Source organism: Actinocorallia longicatena (assembly GCF_039534125.1).
GTDB lineage: Bacteria > Actinomycetota > Actinomycetes > Streptosporangiales > Streptosporangiaceae > Actinocorallia > Actinocorallia longicatena.
In genome coordinates this window covers 148,723-163,453 of sequence record NZ_BAAAUV010000010.1, presented here as the reverse complement: position 1 = coordinate 163,453, position 14,731 = coordinate 148,723, and the positions used below count along the sequence as shown (strand labels likewise).

14 protein-coding genes and 1 tRNA gene are annotated in these 14,731 nt (G+C 69.2%); 9 read left to right on the top strand and 6 right to left on the bottom strand.

Annotated features, from left to right (window positions below; translation table 11 throughout):
* The first annotated feature begins 88 nt into the window (after window positions 1-88).
* Window positions 89-1,099, top strand: coding sequence for a Gfo/Idh/MocA family oxidoreductase (locus ABD785_RS21625; RefSeq protein WP_344831183.1), 1,011 nt, complete (start codon window positions 89-91; stop codon window positions 1,097-1,099).
* On the opposite strand, the gene ABD785_RS21620 is transcribed toward ABD785_RS21625, so the two are convergent.
* Both ABD785_RS21620 and ABD785_RS21615 read right to left on the bottom strand, forming a co-directional pair.
* Window positions 1,100-1,279, bottom strand: a complete 180-nt coding sequence (locus ABD785_RS21620) for a hypothetical protein (protein ID WP_344831181.1) — start codon at window positions 1,277-1,279, stop codon at window positions 1,100-1,102.
* Window positions 1,276-3,045 (bottom strand): hypothetical protein, encoded by a 1,770-nt coding sequence (locus ABD785_RS21615; RefSeq protein WP_344831178.1) that lies wholly within the window; start codon window positions 3,043-3,045, stop codon window positions 1,276-1,278. Before ABD785_RS21615 ends, ABD785_RS21620 begins: the two co-directional genes overlap by 4 nt.
* 126 nt (window positions 3,046-3,171) lie before the next feature.
* On the opposite strand from ABD785_RS21615, the gene ABD785_RS21610 reads away from it, so the two are divergent.
* The 7 genes from ABD785_RS21610 to ABD785_RS21580 all read left to right on the top strand — a co-directional run bounded on the left by ABD785_RS21610 (window position 3,172) and on the right by ABD785_RS21580 (window position 9,813).
* Window positions 3,172-3,822 carry an HAD family hydrolase gene (locus tag ABD785_RS21610; protein WP_344831176.1) on the top strand — a complete coding sequence of 217 codons (651 nt, stop codon included), beginning with the start codon at window positions 3,172-3,174 and terminating at the stop codon, window positions 3,820-3,822.
* A gap of 42 nt (window positions 3,823-3,864) precedes the next feature.
* Window positions 3,865-5,235 (top strand): sulfatase family protein, encoded by a 1,371-nt coding sequence (locus ABD785_RS21605; protein WP_344831175.1) that lies wholly within the window; start codon window positions 3,865-3,867, stop codon window positions 5,233-5,235.
* Window positions 5,236-5,463: 228 nt separating this feature from the next.
* Window positions 5,464-7,071, top strand: coding sequence for an ABC-F family ATP-binding cassette domain-containing protein (locus tag ABD785_RS21600; RefSeq protein ID WP_344831173.1), 1,608 nt, complete (start codon window positions 5,464-5,466; stop codon window positions 7,069-7,071).
* Between the two features lie 5 nt (window positions 7,072-7,076).
* Window positions 7,077-7,400 (top strand): putative quinol monooxygenase, encoded by a 324-nt coding sequence (locus tag ABD785_RS21595; protein ID WP_344831172.1) that lies wholly within the window; start codon window positions 7,077-7,079, stop codon window positions 7,398-7,400.
* 86 nt (window positions 7,401-7,486) lie between these two features.
* On the top strand, window positions 7,487-7,996 hold the full coding sequence (locus ABD785_RS21590; protein WP_344831170.1) for a GbsR/MarR family transcriptional regulator: 510 nt from the start codon (window positions 7,487-7,489) through the stop codon (window positions 7,994-7,996).
* A gap of 56 nt (window positions 7,997-8,052) precedes the next feature.
* Window positions 8,053-9,036 carry an ABC transporter ATP-binding protein gene (locus tag ABD785_RS21585; protein ID WP_344831168.1) on the top strand — a complete coding sequence of 328 codons (984 nt, stop codon included), beginning with the start codon at window positions 8,053-8,055 and terminating at the stop codon, window positions 9,034-9,036.
* Window positions 9,037-9,042: 6 nt separating this feature from the next.
* Window positions 9,043-9,813, top strand: a complete 771-nt coding sequence (locus ABD785_RS21580) for an ABC transporter permease (RefSeq protein WP_344831166.1) — start codon at window positions 9,043-9,045, stop codon at window positions 9,811-9,813.
* 63 nt (window positions 9,814-9,876) lie between these two features.
* Here ABD785_RS21580 and ABD785_RS21575 read toward each other — a convergent pair whose 3' ends face one another.
* The 4 genes from ABD785_RS21575 to ABD785_RS21560 all read right to left on the bottom strand — a co-directional run bounded on the left by ABD785_RS21575 (window position 9,877) and on the right by ABD785_RS21560 (window position 13,433).
* On the bottom strand, window positions 9,877-11,370 hold the full coding sequence (locus ABD785_RS21575) for a tryptophan 7-halogenase (protein ID WP_344831163.1): 1,494 nt from the start codon (window positions 11,368-11,370) through the stop codon (window positions 9,877-9,879).
* Between the two features lie 4 nt (window positions 11,371-11,374).
* Window positions 11,375-11,602: an MbtH family protein gene (locus tag ABD785_RS21570; RefSeq protein WP_344831161.1), complete on the bottom strand. Its 228-nt coding sequence runs from the start codon at window positions 11,600-11,602 to the stop codon at window positions 11,375-11,377.
* A 10-nt stretch (window positions 11,603-11,612) separates the two neighbouring features.
* Complete coding sequence (locus ABD785_RS21565; RefSeq protein ID WP_344831158.1) at window positions 11,613-12,581, bottom strand: ParB N-terminal domain-containing protein; 969 nt, start codon at window positions 12,579-12,581, stop codon at window positions 11,613-11,615.
* Window positions 12,582-13,360: 779 nt separating this feature from the next.
* Window positions 13,361-13,433 (bottom strand) — tRNA-Leu (locus tag ABD785_RS21560).
* Window positions 13,434-13,656: 223 nt separating this feature from the next.
* Here ABD785_RS21560 and ABD785_RS21555 point away from each other — a divergent pair.
* The gene (locus ABD785_RS21555; RefSeq protein ID WP_344831155.1) at window positions 13,657-14,730 is read left to right on the top strand and encodes an FkbO/Hyg5 family chorismatase; all 1,074 of its coding nucleotides are present in this window, start codon (window positions 13,657-13,659) and stop codon (window positions 14,728-14,730) included.
* Window position 14,731 lies beyond the last annotated feature (1 nt).

Here is a 14,731-nt window from a genome sequence, read left to right as displayed (position 1 = left end):
GTCGATCCGGCCGTCTTCGGGAGCGCCACGGATGATTCCCCGGTACCCGGTAGACCTGGGCCGCGTTAACGTTTGCCATGATCAGTGTATGACCGTACGTGTGGTGCTCGTCGGATACGGGCTCGGGGGATCGGCTTTCCACGCTCCATTGATCACTTCTGTGCCGGGGATGGTCCTGGTCGGGGTGGTGACGGGCAATCCGGAACGGCAGGAGGCCGTCCGGAGCCGGTACCCGGGCGTGGCCGTGATACCCGACGCCGAGATCGTCTTCCGGGAACCCCAGGGCTGTGACCTGGTGGTCATCGCCACGCCCAACTCCACCCATGTGCCGCTGGCGCGCAAGGCGCTCGAGGCGGGCCTGCCCGTGGTGATCGACAAGCCGATCGCGACGAACTCCGCCGACGCCCGGGAGCTCGGCCAGATCGGCCCGCCGGTCTTCCCCTACCTCAACCGCCGCTGGGACGGCGACTTCCGCACGGTCAGGCGCCTGGCCGGTGACGGCTCCCTCGGAGAGGTGCTGCGCTTCGAGTCGCGCTTCGAGCGGTGGCGGCCGGAGGTCAAGGAGTCGTGGAAGGAGGACGACCCGTCGGGCAGCATCATCTACGACCTGGGCACCCACCTCATCGACCAGGCGATCTGCCTGTTCGGGCCGCCGACCCACGTCTACGCCGAGGTCGACACCCGGCGTGCGGGGGCCAAGGTCCCCGACGACGTGTTCCTCGGCCTGACCCACGAGGGCGGCACCCGGTCGCACCTGTGGGCGTCCGCGACGGCCGCCGACCTCGGCCCCCGGTTCCGGATCCTGGGGGACAGGGCGTCCTATGTGATCCACGGGATGGACGGCCAGGAGGACGCCCTGCGGGCCGGCCGCACGCCCGCCGAGCCCGGCTGGGGCCAGATGCCGCCGGAGACCTACGGTTTCCTCGGCGTCCCGGGCCGGGCCCGTCCCGTGCGGACCGACCCCGGCGCCTACCAGGACTTCTACGCCGCGGTCGCCGCCTCACTCGAGACCGGAGCGCCGCCGCCCGTCCCCCTGAACGACGCGATCGCGGGCCTCGAGGTCATCGAGGCGGCCCTCCGCAGCGCGGTGGGCCGCTAGCTAGCCCTGCTGCCGGTCGGCGGCCTGGCCGGTCTCCGGCTCGGCCCCCTCCTCCTCGTCGTCGGCCGCGCGGCGGCGGTCGAGGATGACCGCCCCCGCGATGACGCCGATGATGGCCAGGGCCGGGATGAACAGCGCGATGGCCTCGATGGCGGCATGGTGGGCCAGGACGGGGGTCATACGCGAGACCGTACCGCCTCGGGCCGCTCGGCGACGGCCCGGGAGGTCCTGCCGACGCCCCATGCCAGGGCGAGGATCAGGATGAGCGTGCAGGCCAGCACGATGAGGGAGGCGGCCGCCCAGACCCAGCCGGGAACGTCTTCCTTGAGCTCGCGCTGGAGGATCTGCTTCTCGCCCTGGAAGGGGCGGGTGAAGCTCGGGGTGGCGGCCAGTTCCTCGGCGCCGATCGCCGCGTCCTTCGGCAGATAGATCGGGACGGCCGTGAGGGTGCGCCCGTCATGGACGCGCAGCAGCGTCTTCCAGTCTCCCGTGAGCGGCATCGGCTCGGTCGTCCGGTAGGTCGCGGGGCCGGTCTTCTCGAGCCGGTCGATGTGCAGCCCGCCGCCCTGCCAGCCCGTGACGTCCACCCACGCGGCGCTGGAGACGGGGCGGCTCAGCTCGATGGTGGCGTTGCCGTCGGGGGAGACGGCGAAGGTCGCCGACATGTCCTTCGGCACACTGAACACCAGGCCGTTCGCGACGGCCCCGGCGATGACCAGCAGGGAGGCGGCGAACAGCGGCCGGGCGACGGTCGGCTTCGGCATCCGTCCCTCGATGCCGAGGGCGAGCATCGCGCCGAGCACGCCGCCGGTGAGGCCGCCCGCGAGGGCCATGGCGACGCCCTCGATGATGATGTCCTGATCCCAGGGGAGGGGGAAGGCGACCTGGGTCCAGGCGTACTCGGCGGCGAATCCGGCGGTGCCGATGGTCGCGCCCGAGGCCAGCCCGAACACGAGCGGACGGTGGATGAGCAGCAGCGCGACGACCTCGACGCACAGCGCCTCGGCCAGGTACATCGGGACCGAGGGGGTCAGCTCGCCGATGACGGGGCCGACCGCGATGGAGACACCGCCGCGGATCAGGAAGTAGAACAGTGCCGCGAACACCGCACCGCCCCGGCCGACCCAGAGCCGGGCCGCGACCAGGGCGCAGCCGGCGGCGAGGGCGATCATGAAGGGCTGGTTGACCAGCCGGAACTGCGGCACGCCGAAGTCGAACTCGGCCTGGAACACCGACAGCCCGATCAGGAGCCCGCCGCAGACCGCGCCGCGGCGCACGAACGCCACGACCCTGCTCGCCTCGGCGCCCCCGGCGGCGGCCCGTCCCTCGCGCTCGAGGACCATCAGGCCGACCAGGGAGAGGCCCGCGCCGCCGATGAGCATCAGGTGGGTCGGCCCCCAGAGGGTCACGTCCTGCCCGAAGATGCGGTGCCAGACGTCGTCGAGGGGGAAGCCGAGCAGCGCGTAGAAGCCCGCTCCGGTGACAAGGATCGCTCCGGCGGGCGCGTACCAGGTGCGGGTGATCTTGATGGGTGCCGGTCCCGGCTTCTCCTTGACCGGGAGGACCAGCCCGATCATCCCGGCGGCGAAGATGCCGAACAGCCCGATGAGGATCGGATAGTGGGCGATGTTGGCCAGCGGGCCCTCGTCGCGGCCATGGGTGATGTGCAGGGAGATGTCCCAGTACATCCCGAGCAAGGCGGTGACGAGCGAGACCAGGGCGGTCGCGGAGGGCAGGGCGGCCCAACCCGGCAGCGAGTCGCCCCCGATCCTGCGGGCGGTCTCGGCGGCCCGGCCGAGGAGCGGCAGCCTCCCGCTGCGCTGCCCCCAGCCGAGGACGAGCAGCACCAGGGTCAGCACGAGGGCCGCTCCGCTGGCGATGAACACCTGGTCCAGAGCCGCGCCTCCGGCCGGTTTGGTCACTTCTTCTGCGATCAGGCCCACCATGCGTCCTCACATTCCCGGCACAACACCTCGAAACATGTCGCACGATAACGGGTCAGTGACCTATGTGTCATTGATCGATGTCTCATTGGCCGAGAAAACGGTTGCGGTGTCCGTCACAATGAACAGGTGATCTTGCACGTGTTCGACATGGACGGCACTCTCCTGGCCGGCAGCACCGCCAACCTCCAGCTCGCCGCACGGCACGGAACCGGCACCGAGCTCGCCGCGCTGGAGGCCGAGTTCTCCGCGGGCCGCCTCGACACCAGGGGCTTCGCCGCCGCCGTCCACGCGCTCTGGCACGACCTGACCCCCGAGCTGGTCGCCGAGGCCTTCCACGGGGCGCCCTGGCTGACCGGGATCGCCGAGGTCTGTGCCGACATCCGCGAACGCGGCGAGCACAGCGCGGTCATCACCATGTCGCCGGACTTCTTCGCCCGGCACCTGCTCGACCTCGGTCTCGACGAGGTCGTCGCCTCCCGCTTCCCCGCCCCGCCGTTCGCCGGTCCCCTCGATCCGGACGGCATCCTCACCCCCGACTCCAAGGTCGCGGTCACCGAGGAGCTGCGGGCCCGCCACGGCCTTCCGCTCGATCGTGTCGTCGCTTACGGTGACTCCATGTCGGATGCTCCGCTCTTCCGGCATCTGCCCTGGACCGTGGCGGTCAACGCCGACCACCACCTCGCCGACCTGGCCACCGTCTCCTATCGCGGCGGCGACCTGGCCGCCGCGTACGCACTCGGACGTGACTTGGTGAATACTGGTGATCGCACAGGGTGATGATCGGAAGGTCGTCCCCCCGGCCCGAAGGAGCGCCCCCGAGTGATCAGCCGCCGCACCGTTCTCACCGGAACCGCGCTCACCGCGCTGGGCGCGCTGCCCGCGGCGGCGGCGTCGCCCGCCGCGCCGCCACCGGCGAGAAGGCGCAGGCAGGCGAGGCCGAACCTGCTCGTGCTCGTCACCGACGACCAGCCCATGGACACCGGCTGGGGGCTGCCCAGGCTCCATCGCCACATGGCGGAGCAGGGCGTCACCTTCACCTTCGCGCACACCACCACACCGCTGTGCGCTCCGGCCCGATCCTCGATCATGACCGGCCGCCGCGCCCACCACCACGGGGTCAGGGACAATCGGCACCCCCGCCGCCTGGACGCCACGCGCACCCTCCAGCACCGGCTGCGCGAGACCGGCTACCGCACCGGCATGGTCGGCAAGTACCTCAACGGCTGGCGGGCCGAGGACGCCCCGCCGTTCTTCGAGCACTACGCGATGATGGCCAGGCCGCGCTACGAGGACGCCCTGTGGAGCGTCAACGGGGGACGGTACAAGCGCTCCCAGTACACCACGAGCGTGGTCCGCGACGAGGCGCTCTCCTTCCTGGGCGAGCCCGACCCCCGGCCGTGGTTCCTGTACGTCGCGCCCTACGCCCCGCACGCGCCCTACCACCCCGAACCGAAGTACGCCGATCTGGAGGTGCCGCCGTGGACGCCGGGCCCGGACGCGGCCGAGCCCGACCGCTCCGACAAACCGCCCTACATCCGCGACTCCGAAGCCACCGTCACCGACGGCCGCGAGCTGCGCGCGAAGCAGCTGCGCGCCCTGCGGTCGGTCGACGACCTGTTCGCCGCGCTCGTCGCCGGACTGCGCGCCTCGGGCCAGCTGGAGAACACCGTGATCGCCGTGATCAGCGACAACGGCTACAGCTGGTCCCAGCACGGCTGGCTGCGCAAGAGCGTCCCCTATGCTCCGGCCGTCCGGGTGCCGCTGTGGCTGGCGTGGCCGCGCGGTGGGCTGGGCGGCGGCCGCGCCGACGGCAGGATGGCGGCCAACATCGACCTCGCCCCCACCCTGCTGGAGGCGGCGGGCGCAGAGCCGCTGCCCTGCGACGGCCGCTCTCTGCTGAGCACCTGGGACCGTCCTGAACTGGTGATCGAGTGGTGGAACGGCCGCGAGAAGATCGCCCACCAGCCGCCGACCTGGACCTCGCTGCTCTCCCGCGACCGGCAGTACACCGAGTACCTGGACACCTACCTCGACGCCGAGGGGCGTCCCACCGAGGGCACCGGCGCGGTCGTCTTCCGCGAGTACTACGATCTGCGCTCCGACCCCGACCAGCTCAGGAACCTCCTCCCGGAGGGCGCCGACCCCGCCCGCCTCGGCGCCCAGCTCCGCCGGCTGAGGAGCGGGGCCTGATGCCCGGGCCCCGGTCCCGGCCGGGCCCGCCTGCGAATACAATGGCGGGTAGTGATCTCGACAGGGAGTACGGACATGGTCGGTGAGGACGTCTCCGGTATAAGCCGGAGCTGATCTGCCGCAGGCAGGCGCGCGGGAGCGCTGCCGCCGCGGCCGTTCCGACGTCCCCTCTCACCTGTTCACCGCAGGGCCGCCGTCGCGCGCCCGCGTCACTTCCGAGGACCCGTCATGTCCTTCATCACCGCTTCGAACCTCTCCTTCTCCTGGCCCGACGGCACGCCCGTCTTCCAGGAGCTCTCCTTCACCGTCGGCGCGGGCCGCACGGGCCTGGTCGCCCCCAACGGCGCGGGCAAGAGCACGCTGCTGAAACTGATCGCGGGCGAGTACACGCCCTCCGGCGGGAAAGCCACGGTCGAGGGCGTCCTGGGCTACCTGCCCCAGACGCTGCCGCTCGCCGGTGAGCCGACCGTCGCGGAGGTGCTGGAGATCGCCCCCGTGATCCGCGCCCTGGACGCCATCGAGTCGGGCGACCCGAGCGAGGAGCACTTCACCACGATCGGCGACGACTGGGACATCGAGGAACGCACCCGCGCCCAGCTCGACCGCCTCGGTCTGGGCGACCTCGCCTTCGACCGCCGCCTGGACACCCTGAGCGGCGGCCAGATCGTCTCCCTCGGGCTGGCGGGCCGGCTCCTGAAGCGGCCCGACGTCCTCCTGCTCGACGAGCCCACCAACAACCTGGACGGGGAGGCCCGCCGCAGGCTGCACACCGCCCTGGACGCCTGGAACGGCTGCCTCCTGCTGGTCAGCCACGACCGCGCGCTCCTGGACCGGATGGACCGGATCGCCGAGCTGGACCACGGCGGACTCCGCACCTACGGCGGCGACTACACCCATTACGAGGAGACGGTCGAGGCCGCCCGCGAGAGCGCCGAGAAGAACATCCGCGCCGCCGAACAGGACGTCAAACGGGAGAAGCGGGAGCTGCAGCAGGCACGGGAAAGGGCCGACCGCCGCGCCTCCAACGCCTCCCGCAACCTCAAGAACGCCGGGCTTCCCAAGATCTTCGCCGGGACGATGAAGCGGAACGCCCAGGAATCCGCCGGACGGGCGGGCGACGTCCACGCCACCCGGCTGGGCGACGCCAGAACGCGCCTGGACGAGGCCTCCCGCGCCCTGCGCGACGACCAGGCGATCACGTTGGAGCTGCCCGGCACCCAGGTCCCCGCGGGCCGCACCGTCTTCCACGCCGAAGGCCTCCAGGCCCACCACGACGGACGGCCGGTGTTCGCCGGCGAGGGCGTGAGCCTGACCGTGCGCGGCCCCGAGCGCATCGCCCTGACCGGAGCCAACGGCACGGGCAAGACCACGCTCCTGCGCCTGGTCATCGGAGACGGCGGCGCGTCCCGGCCCAACGCGAAGACCGCCTACCTCTCCCAGCGCCTCGACCTGCTCGACCCGTCCCTGACGGTCGCGGAGAACCTGGCCGCCACCACCCCAGAGATGCTTCCCGCCGACCGGATGAACCTCCTGGCCCGCTTCCTGTTCCGCGGCGACAGAGCCCACCTCCCGGTCAGCGCCCTTTCCGGCGGCGAGCTGCTGCGGGCCACCCTGGCGTGCGTCCTGTTCACCACGCCCGCACCCCAGTTCCTCCTGCTCGACGAGCCCACCAACAACCTCGACCTCGTGAGCACCGCCCAGCTCGAGTCCGCCCTGAACGCCTACGAAGGCGCCTTCATCGTCATCAGCCACGACGAGCGCTTCCTCGACGCCATCGGACTCACCCGTCACCTGACCCTGGCCGACGGCCACCTGACCTCCCAAGCCGTAGGCTGAGGCGCATGATTTTCATCGTCGTGAAGTTCGCCGTGAAGCCGGAGCACGCGGAGGAGTGGCCGTCCCGGGTGGAGGCCTTCACCCAGGCCACCCGCGCCGAACCCGGCAACCTGTGGTTCGAGTGGTCCCGGTCCCTCGACGACCCGGACACCTACGTCCTCGTCGAGGCGTTCCAGGACGACGCGGCCGCCGCCCACGTCGGCTCCGCCCACTTCGCCGAGGCCATGGAGACGATGCGCCCGCTCGTCCAGCGAGCCCCCGAGATCGTCAGCACCACCATCCCCGGCACCACCGGCTGGAGCAGGATGGGAGAACTCGGCCTCGACTGAGAACCGGAACCGGCCCCCCGGCCCGGTCACTTCACACTGATGACAGAAAATTGTGTCATCTCTGTCAGAGCTGTAGTCTCTGTCATGTGTCAACAGATGCCGAACTGATCTTCGCCGACCACGCGGGCCGCTTCTACGCCCGCCAGTACGGCTTCCCGCCCATGGCGGGCAGGCTCCTCGGTTACCTCATCGTGTGCGATCCGCCGCAGCAGACGATCGCAGGCCTGAGCGAGGTGCTCCTGGCGAGCCGCAGCGCCATCACCGGTGCCGTGAAGCTGCTCGAGACCTACCAGCTCGTCCGCCGCACCCGGGCGGCGGGCGAGCGCGTCGATCATTTCAGCATCGATCCCGCCCGCATCGAGCCCAAGGGCTTCGACGCCACGATCCACCGAGAGCAAGCGGCCTTGATGCGGGAAGGTCTGGCGCTGCTGCCCGACGACTCATCGATCCGCCGGGCCGTCCTGGAAGAGCTGGCGGCCCTGGCGGACTTCCTGTCGGAACGGCTGCCCGAACTGCGCGACGAGTGGCGGGTCCACCGCGACAAGCTGCGCGCCGAAGGACGGCTGTCCGACCCGGGAGGCGCCGGCTCCACCTGACGGGCCGGCACCCCCTCGCAAGGCCGTGTTTTCTCAGACCAGGAAACGAGGAGACAGTGACCATCACCTCACCGGAGCCGGCGATCGTGGTGAACGGGCTGCGCAAGTCGTTCGGCGACCACGTGGTCCTCGACGGCATAGACCTGGACATCCGAGCCGGCACGATCTTCTCTCTGCTCGGCCCGAACGGTTCGGGAAAGACGACGACCGTCCGGATCCTTTCGACGCTCATCCCCGCGGACGACGGTGAGGCCACCATCGCGGGCCACGACCTGAAGGCCGAGGCGGACGGCGTCCGCTCCGCCATCGCGGTGACAGGCCAGTTCTCGGCCGTCGACAAGATGCTGACCGGCCGGGAGAACCTGCTGCTGATGGGAAGGCTCAACCGCCTCTCCCGCCAGGACGCCCGCACCCGCGCCGGCGAACTGCTCGACCGGTTCGACCTGGCGGACGCCGCCGACAAGTACACGATGACGTATTCGGGCGGGATGAAGCGCCGGCTGGACCTGGCGATGAGCCTGGCCGGACGGCCGGAGATCATCTTCCTCGACGAGCCCACGACGGGGCTGGACCCGCGCAGCAGGCGCACCATGTGGGAGCTCATCCGCGAGCTGGCCTCGGACGGGGTGACGATCTTCCTGACCACCCAGCAACTGGAGGAGGCCGACCACCTCGCCGACCGGATCGCGCTGCTCGACCAGGGCAAGCTGGTCGCGGAGGGAACACCCGACGAGCTCAAGAGCCGCATCCCCGGCGGCCACATCAGCCTCCAGTTCGCCGACCAGCACCAGCTCGAGGCCGCGGCGGAAGCCGTGGACGACAGCACGTCCGACCCCGAGAAGCTGACCCTGCAGGTGCCCAGCGACGGCAGCGTCGATCTTCTGCGGACCCTGCTCGACCGCCTCAGCGGAATGCCCGTCACGGTGGAGAAGCTGGCCATCCACACCCCCGACCTCGATGACGTCTTCTTCGCCCTCACGGGTCACAAGGGCGCCCGGCAGAGCGAAGTGATCTCAGAGAACGCGACAGCGAGGAAATGACGTGCCATGAGTGCCATCACCTACGCGCTCGATGACCTGCAGACCATGGTCGGCAGGGTCCTGAAGCACACCACGCGGAACCCCTCGACCCTCATCATGACGATCCTGCTGCCGCTGATCGTGCTGCTGCTGTTCAACTACGGTTTCGGCGGCGCTCTGGACACCGGCGGAGTGAAGTACATCGACTACGTCGTCCCCGGCATCATTCTCATGGGTGCCGGCTATTCGGCCAGCGCCATCGCCGTCGCGGTCAACGCCGACATGAGCGAAGGCATCATCGACCGGTTCCGCACCATGGCCATCAGCAGGGCTTCCGTGCTGTCCGGGCATGTCATCGGCAGCACGCTGCGGACCTTCGTCGGAATCGTCCTGGTGGTGGTGATCGCGCTGGCCATCGGCTTCCGGCCCACCACCGACGCCGTGCGCTGGCTCGCCGCGGTCGGCCTCGTCCTCCTGATGCTCTACGCGGTCGCCTGGCTGGCGGCCGGGATCGGGCTGTCGGCCGGGAACGCGTCCGGTGCGGCCAGCATGGCGTCGCTGCTCTCGCTGCTGCCCTTCCTGAGCGGCGCCTTCGTTCCGACCAGCACGATGCCGGGCTGGCTGCAGGTGTTCACGGCGAACCAGCCGATGACCCACATCGAGGACACGCTGCGCGGGCTGCTGATGGACACCTCGGTCGGCGACCACGGATGGATCTCCATCCTCTGGCTCGTGGGCATCGCCCTGGTGGGCTACCTCTGGTCGCGATCCCTGTTCAACAAGAAGACCGCCGGATAGCCGCGGACCGCGAAGAAGAAGGACCGGACCCGATCACCGGGTCCGGTCCTTCTTCTTCGCGGGTCACTCCTGGGGGGAGGGGATCCAGAACATGCCGTCAGGGGAGGCGACCAGTCCTCCGGCGACCCGGGGGCGGTCGGGAGCGCCGACGTCTCCCAGCATGGCGCGCATCTCCAGGACCATGCCCTCGGCCAGGGCGTCCCGTACGAAACCGGGCTTCATCAGGGGTTCCATGGTCTCGTCACCGCCGGTGACGACCGCGTCGACCGCGGCGGTGAGCTCCTCGGTGTTGGTGCGCAGGCGCTTGGCCACGGTGTCCGCGTCGAGCAGCGCGGCCTCGCCGGAGGAGACGCCGCCGATCAGCTCGACGAAGGCCTCCAGCTCGGGCCCGCTGTTGCCGGTGACCTTCTTCGCCTGCCAGAAATAGGACTTGTCGTCGCGGTGCATGTCGTAGAACGAGGTGAGGAATTCGTAGAACAACCCGTATTCCCGCCGGTACCGCGCCTCGAACTCCGCCAGAGCCTGCTCCTCGCCGACGATCCCGCCCAGGATGCTGTTGATCGAGCGGGCGGCGAGGAGGGCGCTGTAGGTGGCGAGATGAACTCCCGAGGAGAACACCGGGTCGATGAAGCAGGCGGCGTCACCGACGAGGACGAGACCCGGTCGCCAGAACTTGGTCTGCAGGTAGGAGTAGTCCTTGCGGACGCGCAGCCGTCCGTACTGTCCGGTCGTGACCCGCGTCGCGGGGGCCAGGTACTCCGAGATCATCGGACATTCCTCGATGAGGGCCGCCATGGCCTGCTCGGGATCGCCCTGTATCTTCGCAGCCATCTCCCGCCGGACGACCGCGCCGACGCTGGTCAGCGTGTCGCTCAGCGGGATGTACCAGAACCAGCCGCTGGTGAAGGCGACGCAGAGGATGTTGCCGGTGTTCGGGGCGGGCATCCGCTTACCGCCTTCGAAGTAGCCGAAGAGGGCGATGCTGCGGAAGAAGTCCGAGTACCAGCGCTTGCCCCCGACGCGTTGATGGACGCGGCTCTTGTTGCCGGAGGCGTCGACGACGAAGGCGGCCCGTACCTCCTGCTCTCGGTTCTCGGCGTCGGTGTAGCGCACACCGGCCACCCTGCCCTCGCCGTCCTCGACGACATCGATGACGGCGCATTCCTCCCGCACCTGCGCGCCGTTCCGGCCGGCGTTGCGGAGCAGGATCTCGTCGAACTTCGATCGCTCCACCTGATAGGCGAACGACACCGGCTCCGCCATCTGACGCGAGTGGGAGAAGGCGAAGGTCCAGGGCTCGGGCGTCGCCCCCCACCGGAACGTTCCGCCGCGCTTCTTGGGGAATCCCGCGGCGGCCAGTTCGTCGGCCACCCCGGTGAGCCTGCACACGCCGTGGATCGTCGAGGGCAGCAGCGATTCTCCGATCTGGTAGCGCGGAAAACGCTCCTTCTCCAGGACGAGGACCCGGTGCCCCTGCATCGCGACGAGCGTGGCCAGCGTGGAGCCGGCCGGCCCGCCGCCGATGACGACGACATCGACCTCGGTGGGATCCGTCATGGGTTCACCCGCCCTGCCCATCGGCCGCCATGGCGGCGCGCAGGCTCTTCGGGCGCATGTCCGTCCAGTGCTGCTCGACGTACGCGAGGCACTCGGCCCGGCCGTCCTCGCCGAACACGATGCGCCAGCCATGGGGCACCTCGGCGAACGCCGGCCAGAGGGAGTACTGCTCCTCCTCGTTGACCAGCACGTGGAAGCGCCCGTTCTCGTCGTCGAAAGGATTGGTGCTCATCTTCACTCCTCTAAGAGACGGCGTCGATGCGGTGCTCGACCGTGGCGGCGAAGTGCTGCCAGTCGTCGGAGCACTGCCGGGCGAGCTCCGCGACGATCTGCGCGCAGTGCCCGGGGAGGTTGTTGGCGATCGTGTCCCACTGGTCCTTCTGGTTGGCCATGACGTCCAGCCACCGCAGGAGCATGCGCCCGGATTCGGAGAACCGCAGGGACGGATCGGCCTTGAGACGGTCGATCGCGCGCCTGCGGTCGTGGGAGTGCAGACTTTGGATCGGCTGTTTCACCTTGATCGGCGCCGCCTCGGCGGGGATCGGCTTGGTGATCCGCTGCCGCGGGGGCACCGGGTCCTCGCCGTGCAGCAGGCGGTTGCGGACGTCCTTGGCGGTGGTCGCCGAGATGCCGGACAGCCTCGCGACCTCGCGGGTGGAAGCGGTCGGATTCTCGGCGAACAGTTCGCTCGCGCGAAGCCGCCCCTCCTTGGGGTTCAGCGGATGGGACTCGTTGTCGCGGCCTATCCGGACGTCGAGCTGGGCGATGCTCGAACCGGCCCGGCGCCGGATCGCCCCGACGGTCTTGTCCGAGAGCCCGGCGATGGCGGCGATCGCCCGGTCCGACCACTCGGGGTGGTAGTTCATGATGCGCAGGGCCGCGTCCTTGCGTTCGGCCAGCGTCAGCGGAAGCCCGTGCTCGCTGTTGAGGCGGACGGCGAGAACGAACGCCGCGGGCTCGTCCCCGTCGAAGTACCTCACGGAAATGGTCTCGGCGCCTCGGGACAGGGCGGCCTGGAGCCGGTGCATGCCGTCCACCACCCGGAGCGTGGCGCGGTCGACGATGATCGGTGGAAGCGAGCCTTCGGCCTCGGCCAGGGTCCGGACGTGCCCTTTGTCGGTCGCCGATCGCGGAGAATAGGCGGGCAGAAGCGTCGCGATCGGAACCTCGTGAACCTCGTGGTCGTCCTGAGGTTCGGTCACCTCATCCATGTGACCTCCCTTTTCCCTCGTTCTTGTCGGAAGCCTTGCCTGACATGGAGTGTGCGCAGAAACCCCCGGGGCACGGCGGTGCGGCCGTCCGGCGCCTCGGGTCGAGGAGGCGTCGGGCGGCGGGACGTGCGGGACCGTTCCGGCCGTTCCGCGCCGGCCGAACGACAGCCGGACGGATTCGCGCGATCGAAACGGACATCATCTGGTCAACCGAGGACATACCGTGCGCGGTGAAGTCGGCACGGGCGGCCCCATCCCCCCGTTCGGCGCTTGCATCCGGCCGGGCCGCCGGACGCTTCGCACTAAAAGGCTGTGGCCGTGGAGAACCCCAGCGGCGGGTGATTTCATGGCGCCCATAATGCGTAGCCGGGCAAGGCCGCGTCCATAGCGCGGTCTTGGCCAACCTGGGACAAAGGCGGCCTCTATGGCCTCTCCTCGAGTAGCCCCGTTAGGCGGAAATCGGGATCTCCGCGGAAGCGCGATTAGTCGTTCCGGGGCCCTTGTAAACTGGCGCTGACATCTGTAGGGGCGCGGCGGCGGCATTGACCGTACGGCCAGTACGGAAGTTCTGTGTGTCCCTCCCTCGGGAAGCCGTGCATCCCTGACCGGAGGCCATGCAGTTGCAGATGGTAGCGATTTATGGGCGCCAGGTGAATGCGCCATCGCCTGCCTGCGCCGGGCGTGGCCCATAGCGGAGCGAGAGTGAACGCATCTGCCCGGCCTGGCTGGCGACCGGGCAAGTGAAACGGCGGTTTAGTACGACATCGCGAACGAATCTGTACCCCCGGTCGGAGTTGAACCGACAACGATGGCCTTTTAAAGGGCTTGCCTCTGCCATTGGGCTACGGGGGCCGGTTCTTCGAGCATATGGCTGGACGGCGAATATATCGATGCAGCCTTCCCGCTATCCGGGGAACTTCCCGTGACGTGTCGGAAGCGGCGGAGGAGAGAGGCGTCGCGGCCGCGGTCGGGTGCGGAATATCCGCAGACGACCATGGTGCCGGTCGCACGTCTGATTGATAGCGATGAGTCGCCGGGCTAGGCTCCCCGAAGCCGACTTTAGGTATATCTGTCTGTGCTGCACAGCCAGGTTCTAGGAACTCCGGGTGAGGTGTTTCACATCAGCGACAGGATGACCGATACCACGGTCGCGAGCTTGCTGGAAGGGCGCGACGCGGCCGGCGCCGGCGTACTCGCCAATGTTCGCTTCGGCACGTACGGAGCCGGTCCCACGCTGGCCGGGGGAGCGGTGGAGCTTCCCATCCACATGACGCACGGCCGCCAGCACGAATTCACCGAGACATGGTCGGCGGCACAGGCCGTCACCACGGGCCGGTACGAGGAACTGGTGTACGCCCATGACGACGAACGTTTATTCTGCGCGGGCTACATCCCGGCCTCAGGCGGCTATGCACGTGATGCCGAGAGGGCGTACTCGCACATTTTCGAGCTGACCGACCAGCTCGGCTTTCCCGACCTCTTCCGGATGTGGAACTACCTCGGATCCATCAATGATCCGAACGAGTCCGGAATGGAGACCTACCGGGACTTCTGCGTCGGCAGAGCCGAAGCCTTCGCCTTTCACGGAAAGGACATGCCGGCCGCGACGGGGGCGGGATCCCTCGGTGACGGGCTGAGCTTCTACCTGCTCAGCGGCAGGATGGGCAGCGCCACCCACATCGAGAATCCGCATCAGGTCCCCGCCTACCGCTATCCCGTGCGCTACGGCCCGAAAGCACCTTCCTTCGCCAGAGCGACCTATCTCGCGCAGGCCGGCGGCAACGGGGAATCGCAGCGGCTGTTCATCTCGGGAACGGCGAGCATCATCGGTCACGAGACCCAGCACGTGGGCGACGTCGAAGCCCAGTGCTACGTGGCGCTGAGCAATATCGACCAGCTGATAAGCGCCGCCAACCTCGAGCGGCACGACGTGCGGATCAAGCGCGATGATCTGCGTTTCGACGCGGTCAAGGTGTATGTACGCCGATCGACCGACATCCCTCTCGTCGCGAGCAGGTGCGCCCGCTACTTCGACGACCGGGAAACGAGCATCGCCTACCTCAACGTCGATATCTGCCGCTCCGACCTGCTGGTCGAAATCGAAGCGATCGCCTCCGTGCGGGCGCAGCAGGGGTACACGGTCGAGTAAG

Coding starts and splice junctions, on each gene's coding strand:
- ABD785_RS21565 (WP_344831158.1), bottom strand. CDS start 12,581: ATGGATGAGGTGACCGAACCTCAGGACGACCACGAGGTTCACGAGGTT.
- ABD785_RS21580 (WP_344831166.1), top strand. CDS start 9,043: ATGAGTGCCATCACCTACGCGCTCGATGACCTGCAGACCATGGTCGGC.
- ABD785_RS21575 (WP_344831163.1), bottom strand. CDS start 11,370: ATGACGGATCCCACCGAGGTCGATGTCGTCGTCATCGGCGGCGGGCCG.
- ABD785_RS21570 (WP_344831161.1), bottom strand. CDS start 11,602: ATGAGCACCAATCCTTTCGACGACGAGAACGGGCGCTTCCACGTGCTG.
- ABD785_RS21595 (WP_344831172.1), top strand. CDS start 7,077: ATGATTTTCATCGTCGTGAAGTTCGCCGTGAAGCCGGAGCACGCGGAG.
- ABD785_RS21600 (WP_344831173.1), top strand. CDS start 5,464: ATGTCCTTCATCACCGCTTCGAACCTCTCCTTCTCCTGGCCCGACGGC.
- ABD785_RS21620 (WP_344831181.1), bottom strand. CDS start 1,279: ATGACCCCCGTCCTGGCCCACCATGCCGCCATCGAGGCCATCGCGCTG.
- ABD785_RS21625 (WP_344831183.1), top strand. CDS start 89: ATGACCGTACGTGTGGTGCTCGTCGGATACGGGCTCGGGGGATCGGCT.
- ABD785_RS21615 (WP_344831178.1), bottom strand. CDS start 3,045: ATGGTGGGCCTGATCGCAGAAGAAGTGACCAAACCGGCCGGAGGCGCG.